Annotated in this window: 6 protein-coding genes and 1 pseudogene; 6 read left to right on the forward strand and 1 reads right to left on the reverse strand. The window is 67.1% G+C overall.

What is annotated here, in order from left to right; genetic code table 11:
* Positions 1 to 517, forward strand: a pseudogene (locus RMO04_RS00560) (hypothetical protein); the annotation flags it as partial.
* 154 nt (positions 518 to 671) lie between these two features.
* The gene (locus tag RMO04_RS00565; protein WP_309642850.1) at positions 672 to 1,355 is read left to right on the forward strand and encodes a ParA family protein; all 684 of its coding nucleotides are present in this window, start codon (positions 672 to 674) and stop codon (positions 1,353 to 1,355) included.
* Positions 1,356 to 1,364: 9 nt separating this feature from the next.
* Here the strand turns inward: RMO04_RS00565 and RMO04_RS00570 are convergent, their stop codons facing one another.
* A complete protein-coding gene (locus RMO04_RS00570; protein WP_309642851.1) occupies positions 1,365 to 2,018 on the reverse strand; it encodes a glutathione S-transferase family protein in 654 nt (217 codons plus the stop codon).
* A gap of 560 nt (positions 2,019 to 2,578) precedes the next feature.
* On the opposite strand from RMO04_RS00570, the gene RMO04_RS00575 reads away from it, so the two are divergent.
* The 4 genes from RMO04_RS00575 to RMO04_RS00590 all read left to right on the forward strand — a co-directional run.
* On the forward strand, positions 2,579 to 5,458 hold the full coding sequence (locus tag RMO04_RS00575) for a TonB-dependent receptor (RefSeq protein WP_309642852.1): 2,880 nt from the start codon (positions 2,579 to 2,581) through the stop codon (positions 5,456 to 5,458).
* Between the two features lie 526 nt (positions 5,459 to 5,984).
* Positions 5,985 to 6,458 (forward strand): YHS domain-containing (seleno)protein, encoded by a 474-nt coding sequence (locus RMO04_RS00580; protein WP_309642853.1) that lies wholly within the window; start codon positions 5,985 to 5,987, stop codon positions 6,456 to 6,458.
* Positions 6,459 to 6,480: 22 nt separating this feature from the next.
* Positions 6,481 to 6,978, forward strand: coding sequence for a hypothetical protein (locus tag RMO04_RS00585; protein ID WP_309642854.1), 498 nt, complete (start codon positions 6,481 to 6,483; stop codon positions 6,976 to 6,978).
* A gap of 10 nt (positions 6,979 to 6,988) precedes the next feature.
* Positions 6,989 to 7,669, forward strand: a 681-nt coding sequence (locus tag RMO04_RS00590; protein WP_309642855.1) for a hypothetical protein, incomplete at its 3' end; no start/stop codon positions are given.

Raw genomic sequence — 7,669 nt, forward strand, 5'->3', positions numbered from 1 at the left:
ACCCGCGCCTATCGAGCTGCCGTTCCCCAACGGCGCGCCGCAGGATGACTACGGCTTGGTCTCCTGGTGCCACGGCGCCCTGACCGGCTATCTCGACCTGCGCGACCAGGTGATGCCGGAGGTCACCCGCATCGAGACCGCCTTCCGCGCCCCCGACCGCACCCTGGCCGAGGATCTGAAGGTCTACGCCGATCTCGACAAGCAAGGCCGCAAGGACCTGAAGCTGTTCGCCCGCGCCATGGAGGCCGCCGAGAAGGCCAGCCTGAAGCCGATCAGCCCCCGTGGCGCAGAAGCGGTGAAACGCGGCCGCGCCACCTGGGCCGCCGCCCCCAACCTGCCCAAGGCCCGCCTCGCCCAGGAATGGATGAGCTGGACCCTGCCCGCGCGCTGCGCGCCGACCGCCCAGTCCTTGGAGAAACGCGCCAAGCTGCTGGGCGCCACCTTCGACGCCAATTCAGAGGCGCCGACGGAAGCCCCGGTCGAGACGCCTGTCGAGGCCCCGGCCAACCCGTCCTAACCTGCGCCGAACGCGTCATCCCGCGGTTGTCCCAACGACGATCCAGAGGCTGACGCGCCGCGGGGTGTGGCGACGCCGCACTGGTCACAAACCGCCCCTCGTGCGTTTACTTTGATCACGAGACGCCCTCCAAGGCGTCCGAAGAGGGATTGGCTTGCCGACAGTCGCGTTTGTGAATCCGAAGGGGGGCGCGGGTAAGACCACCGCCGCCCTGCTGCTCGCCCTGGGCCTGAGCGAGCAGGGTCATCGGGTGGCGATGATCGATTCCGATCCGAACAAGCCCCTGGTCCATTGGGCTGGCCTGCCCGGCAAGCCCGACAAGATCAGCGTCCATCCCGCCCCCATGACCCAGGATATCCGCGACGCCCTGCGCGAGGCCCAGCGGCGCAATCCCGACTGGCTGATCCTGGACACCGAGGGCTCGATCCGCGGGGCGATGAACTTCACCACCATGCGGCTGGACCTGGTCCTGACCCCGCTGGCCTCCTCCGCCATCGAGGCCCTGCAGGCGATCAAGGCCGCCGAGATGGTCGCCCAGTTCGGCAAGCGCGGCGGCCACCAGCTGCTGCACCGCTGCCTGCTCACCCGCGTCCCCGCCGCCCTGCGGCCCCGGTCGCTGAAGCAGGTGGTCGAGCAGCTTCGCGAAAGCGACATCGGCATCCTGCCCACCGCCCTTATCGAAAAGGAGGCGTTCCGGATGCTGTTCTCCATCGGCGGCGGCTTCCCCGAGCTTGAGAAGGCCGGTGTCAGCGGCGTCCCCGCCGCCCGCGCCAACGCCCAGGGCTACCTGGCCGCGGTCCTGGAACTGCTCGAAAGCGCCAAGGGCGAGGCGGCGTAGAGCCGTCCCCTATCCGCCGCCCGACGCGGCGACGAAGACCGCGTACTGAGCGTCGAACGCGCGCCTGTAGGCCGACCGGGACTCCGCGCGGGCGATATAGGCCGAGAGGTTCGGATGTTCCTCCACAAGCCCCGACCCGCCCAACCTTTGCAGCACGGACACCATCATCAGGTCCCCGGCGCTGAACCCGCCATCGAGCCAGTCGGCCTCGCCAAGGCGATGGGAGAGTTCGCCCAGTCGGACGCGGACGCGACCCTCCAGAATAGGCATGCGCGCCTCGTACCAACTCTTGTCGCGCTCCACGAGCGTGGCCATCGACCGCTCCACGATCGGCGGCTCGACCGTGCTGAGCGCGGCGAACATCCAGGTGATCGCGCGCGCCCGGGCGTTCGCATCTTCCGGCAGCAGGCCGGCATGGCGCTCGGCGATGTGGAACACGATGGCGCCTGACTCGAAGATCCCGAGATCGCCGTCTTCATAGGTCGGGATCTGGCCGAACGGATGACGCGCCAGATGGGCGGGCTCCTTCATCTCGGGGAACGTCACCAGACGGACGTCGTAGGCCTGGCCGACCTCCTCGAACGCCCAGCGAACGCGCATGTCCCGCGCCAGTCCCCGGCCGCGATCGGGCGAGCTTTTGAACGCGGTGATGGTCGGGCTCATCGGGCGGCTCCGGGCGATGACATGGCGCCGGCCAGCGTGGCACGGGTGTTGGCGAACTTCTTCCGCATTTGCGCTCTCCCGGTCACGCGTATCCCGAGGACGAACGACCGGCGGGCCTCACGACAGGCGCGAGACGATTTTACCGCCACCGCGGCGGCAGGCGGGCGTGGTCGGCGCGGCGCTCCGTAGATTCGCTGTCGTGCCGACTGACGCCTTAAGCTTCACCACCATACCCCACACATGAATTCTTCCGACAGCGTGGCGCGAAAGCGACAGGCGGAGTTCTGACGCCCGCGCTGAAACTCACGCGGATCGTGAACTTTGATTTTCCTAGACTAATTTCGACAGTTTTCGAAATTTTGGTACGCTTTTGCCATCCGATTCAATTCTTGAACAATGTTCGGATTTGTTTTGACAGACCTGTCGTATGTGTTGGAAATCTATTCTTACCAACACACAAAATCGACTTGCCTTTTGCTGAACGCCTCGCGCATTCCTCCCCCGCACTCTGTCGCAATATCGGCAGATAACGTAGTTATATTAGATTGGGGAAACGCTTGTTGCAGTCCAGTTACCTTGCCGGAGTCTCGTCCCTCGCACTCCTGCTCACCCTCGGCGCGGGCCAGGCCCTGGCCCAGGATTCGGCCGAGGTCGAAGAAGTCGTCGTCACCGGCTCGTTCATCGCCGGCACGCCTGAAGACGCCGCCCTGCCGGTCAACGTGATCGGCGCGGAAGAGATGGCCAAGCAGGGCTCGCCCTCCACCGTCGACCTGATCAAGTCGATCCCCGCCGTGTCGGGCGCCGTGGGCGAATCCAACCAGTTCGGCGCGGGCCAGACCACCGGCTCGGGCAACGTCAACCTGCGCGGCCTGGGCGCCGAGCGGACCCTGGTGCTGTTCAACGGCCGCCGCATGTCGATCTCGCCCGGCTCCATCTATGTGGACACCAACCTGATCCCCACGGCCGCCATCGGCCGGATCGAGGTGCTGAAGGACGGCGCGGCCGCCACCTACGGCTCCGACGCCATCGGCGGGGTGGTCAACTTCATCACCCGGCGCAACCTCAGCGGCCTGGAAGTCTCCGGCGGCTATTCGCTGATCGACGGCTCCAAGGGCGACTACAACCTCAACGCCGCCTATGGCTGGGTCGGCGATCGCGGCGACGTCCTGGTGACCGCGGGCTACCGCAAGCGCTCGGAGCTCTCCACCACCGACCGCGACTTCGCCCTGCGCTCCTTCACCGACAACCCCCAGGGCGGCTGGTCCACCTTCGGCAATCCGGGCCTCTATCTCTCCAGCGCCAACGGCGGGGTGACCTACACCTCCCCCGTGGTCGACCCGGCCTGCGGCGCCATCTCCGGCCCGGTCACGGCCACCGGCTGTCAGTTCCAGTACCTGGGCTTCGACAACCTCACCGAGGACGAGGATCACTGGCAGCTCAACGGCGAGATCAATTTCGACCTCACCGAGACCACCAAGTTCCACGCCGAGATCCTGTATTCGGGCCATGAGGTCGCCGCCGAGAACTCCTCGCCGTCGTACTCGCCCAACAACTTCCCGACCTCGGCGCTCACCACCAAGGTCCAGGGCAACGGCTTCTTCATCCCCAACACCAATCCGGGCCTCCAGGCCCTGATCGCCTCAGGTGGCCTGACCGCGGCCCAGGCGGCCAGCGCCGGCGCCAACGGCCTGTTCACCTCGGTGGCCTGGCGTCCGATTGGCGTCGGCGGCAACGCTCTGTTCGGCGGCGGCGGCAAGGAAGACAAGCGCGCCTTCGAGGCCTACCGCATCTCCGCGGGCCTCAAGGGCAAGTTCGACTTCGGCGGCGGGATCGGCTGGGACGCCGCGCTCACCTACATGGACAACAACAGCGACATCTCCACGCCCGACGTCCTGATCGGCCGTCTGCAGCTGGCGCTGCGCGGCCTGGGCGGCGCGGGCTGCACCGGGACCACCCCGGGCGCCAACGGATGCCTCTGGTTCAACCCGTTCTCGTCGGGCACGGCGGGCAACGCGGTCGACGGCCGGCCCAACCCGAACTTCGTCGCCGGCACCGCCAACAGCCGCGAAGTCCTCGACTACGTCTTCGACGAATATTCCTACAAGATCCGCTCGCAGATCTTCACCGCCGACCTGGTGTTCAATGGCGAGCTTCCCATCGACCTGGGCGCGGGCCAGCTGGCCTGGGCCGCCGGCGCCCAGTACCGCTGGAGCGGCATCGAGCGTCAGAACAGCGACTTCACCAACATCGCCGTCAGCCCCTGCGCCGACTCCTCGGTGAACCCCGGCGCGACCTGCGTGGCCAAGAACGGGCCGTTCAGCTTCTTCGGCGCCCTGTCGGACTACGACCTCGACTATTCGGTGATCGCCACCTTCGCCGAACTGCAGATGCCGTTCACCGACAGCCTCACCGGCACCTTCGCCATCCGCTATGAGGACTACGGCGGAAACATCGGCGCCACGACCAACCCCAAGGTGGCCCTGAAGTGGCAGGCGGCCGAGTGGCTGGCCTTCCGCGGTTCCGCCGGCTCGACCTTCCGCGCCCCGCCCCAGACCCAGATCGCCAACACCGCCACCACCAGCCTGGCCTACACCACCGCGGCCGGCGGCTACCGCGCCTACGACCTCTTCGGCAACGCCAACCTGAAGCCGGAAAAGGCCGACACGCTGAACCTCGGCGTCCTGTTCGAGATGGGCGACTTCCAGGCCTCGCTCGACTACTGGCGCTTCAAGTTCAAGGGCCCGATCGACAACGAGGGCGGCGCCGACATCGTCAACGCCATCTTCCCCACGGGCTCGGCCGGCGCCAACAACTGCACGAACCCGGCCTTCGCCCCGCTGCTGGCCCGGATCACCTTCTCGGGCGCCTGCTCGGCGCCGAACATCAACCGGATCCGGATCAACTACGTCAACTCGCCCGACATCGACACCAGCGGCCTCGACTTCGCCGCCAGCTACCGGGCCCGCGACGTGCTGGGCGGGGCCATGAACTTCGGTCTCGACCTGACCTATGTGCTGGAATACGTGGTCGACGAGACCACGCTGGAAGGCATCCTGGTCGCGCCAAAGACCGACTACGCCGGGACCATGGACTATCTCGGCTACGGCTCGCAGCCGCAGTGGAAAGCCACCGCCTTCGCCGAATACGCCCGCGACGAGCACAACCTGCGTTGGACCATCCGCTATGTCGACGACATGCTCGACACCCGCGGCGGCTCGTCCACCTTCGCCACCAACCAGAACGGTCGCAAGATCGGCGCCTTCGTCACCCACGACATCACCTATCGCGTGAACCTGCCCTGGGACACGACGGTGACCGCCGCGGTGATCAACGCCTTCGACAAGGACCCGCCCTTCGCCCGGCTGGACCTCAGCTACGACCCGTTCACCGCCAATCCGCTCGGCCGTTACTACAAGCTGGGCGTCACCAAGCGGTTCTAGGAGGTCTTCCCCCTCGAGAACCACGACTGGCCGGTCCCCTCAGGGGGGCCGGCCTTTTTTTGTCAGAAGCGTCTGGGGCGGTGGCGCTGCATGCAGGAGCGGAGAAGGAGGCGCACTGAGCAATCCATTGGATCCGCTTGGGTATAGATTGCGCGGGCCAGCTAAGCGCGACTAGCAGAAGTTGGCGCCCCGCCGACAAGCGGACTCAGGATGGCGTCGGCTTGCGGAAACATGCTCCATTTCCAGACCTTGGCTCATGCCCGGAAAGCGAGCTCGACCAGACGGGAGTGTGAAGCGCGACGGAATGCAACGTCCACAGACCACCCTTTGCGCACCCGGCGTCGTCAGAGATCGATCGGGCGCTAGCGCCATGGCGGGAAGCGGACCTTCGCGCGCCGGAGCGTGTCTGCCCGGAGACTCGATACCTTTTCGGCATGAGCGCCCGCCCAGGCGGCGGGGCTAAATCGCACTCGGCCCGAGCGGCCCGGGCGGCGCATCGGGCGCCGCGGAGTGAGGATCGTAGCGCGTGACGCCGTCTGCCGTTTCAAAGCTGAAAGCCCCGTTCGCCATGGCTGTGGCGACCTTGGGAATCTTCCTGTCCGCCCCTGCCTTCGCCCGGGCGCCTGAAATCTACACCTCGCCCTTCTCCAAGGTCGCGGTCGGCGGCTATGACCCGGTGGCCTACTTCGCCGACAAGAGACCGGTGAAGGGCGACGCCCGCTACGCGACCACCTGGAAGGGGACGGAGTTCCGCTTCGCCTCGCCGCAGAACCTGGCGAAATTCAAGGCCGCGCCCGCGAACTACGCGCCCCAGTACGGCGGCTACTGCGCCTGGGCGGTGTCCAACGGCTACACGGCCAAGGGCGACCCGCTCGCCTGGAAGGTGGTCGCCGGCAAGCTCTACCTCAACTACGATCTTGGCGTTCAGAAACGCTGGGAAGCCGACATCCCCGGCAACATCTCGCGCGCCGACGGCAACTGGCCGCGCGTCCTGAAATAGCCCCAACCGAAAGGAGCCCGCGATGTCCTTCGTTCGCAAGCTCACGCCTCACGCCCTGGCCGGCTTCATGGCCGTGATTTTCCTCGACAGTTTGCGCTTCAAATTCACCGACCACCCCAAGACCCAGGTGATCTTCGGCGCGCTGGACGCCTGGGCGGGAAGCCTCGGCTTGGAGGGCCTGTTCGGCCACACCGGCCTCTTTTCCCAATACGTCATCGGCTCCGTCGAGTTGCTGGCCGCCGCACTGCTGATCGCCGGCATGGCGCCGCGGATGCAGCGGCTGCAGGCGGCGGGCTCGCTGGCCGCCTTCCTGGTCATGGCCGGCGCGGTGAGCTTCCACCTGTTCACCCCGCTCGGGATCGACCCCAACCATGACGGCGCTGGCCTTTTCGCCGCGGCCTGCGCCAACCTGGCCTTCTCGCTGGTGATGATCCTCGGCCTCCGCCGCCGCGAGCTCGCCCAATTCGCCCAAGCCTTCGCCGCGCTGTTCGCGCCGACGGCCCATGGCTATCGCGCCTGAGGATTCCGCCATGACCGATGCGCTCTGGACCTCTGACTTCATTGTTCGCGGCAAGGCTGTCCGGGTGAAGAAGACCGGCGCCGAGATCGTTATCGACCGGGCCCTGGCCGCCGAGGCGGCGAGCTGGTTCGCGCTTTATCTGGCGGTCCGCGCCAAGGCGCTGGTCACCCGCCTGGCGGCGCCCGGCCCCAAGGTGTGGTTCGCGCCGGATCGGCCGCGGCCATGGTATCTGGTCTGGGCCGCCGCTTCCTGGGCCGGCGTGCGCGTCGTCGACGACCCGATGCAGGCGCAGGCCGCCTTCTATTTCGACGACACCACCACCGGCGAACCACCCGCCGTAACCGGCAGGGCCTTCAACTTCGCCTGTCGCGACATCACCAAGACCCGGGTGGCCGAGGTGTTCGAGGAGGTGTTCGGTTATCCGCTCGCCGTGGATCCGGCCCACGGCCAAGGCTTGGCGGTCGAGAAGGGCGAGGCCAACGGCGTCCATGACGGCCGAATGGTCTGGCTGCCCACCCGCGCCCGGCCCGGCAAGGTCTATCAGCGGCTGATCGACAACATCGAGGGCGAGGACGCCGTCGACTTGCGCACCCCCTTCGTCGGCGGCCGGCCGGTGGTGGTGTTCGTCAAGCGCCGCCCCATCGAGAGCCGCTTCGCCAACCACAATTCCCGCGTCGCCCTCGCCCGACCC

This window comes from Phenylobacterium sp. (assembly GCF_031412415.1).
In the GTDB taxonomy this organism is placed as follows: Bacteria; Pseudomonadota; Alphaproteobacteria; order Caulobacterales; family Caulobacteraceae; genus Phenylobacterium.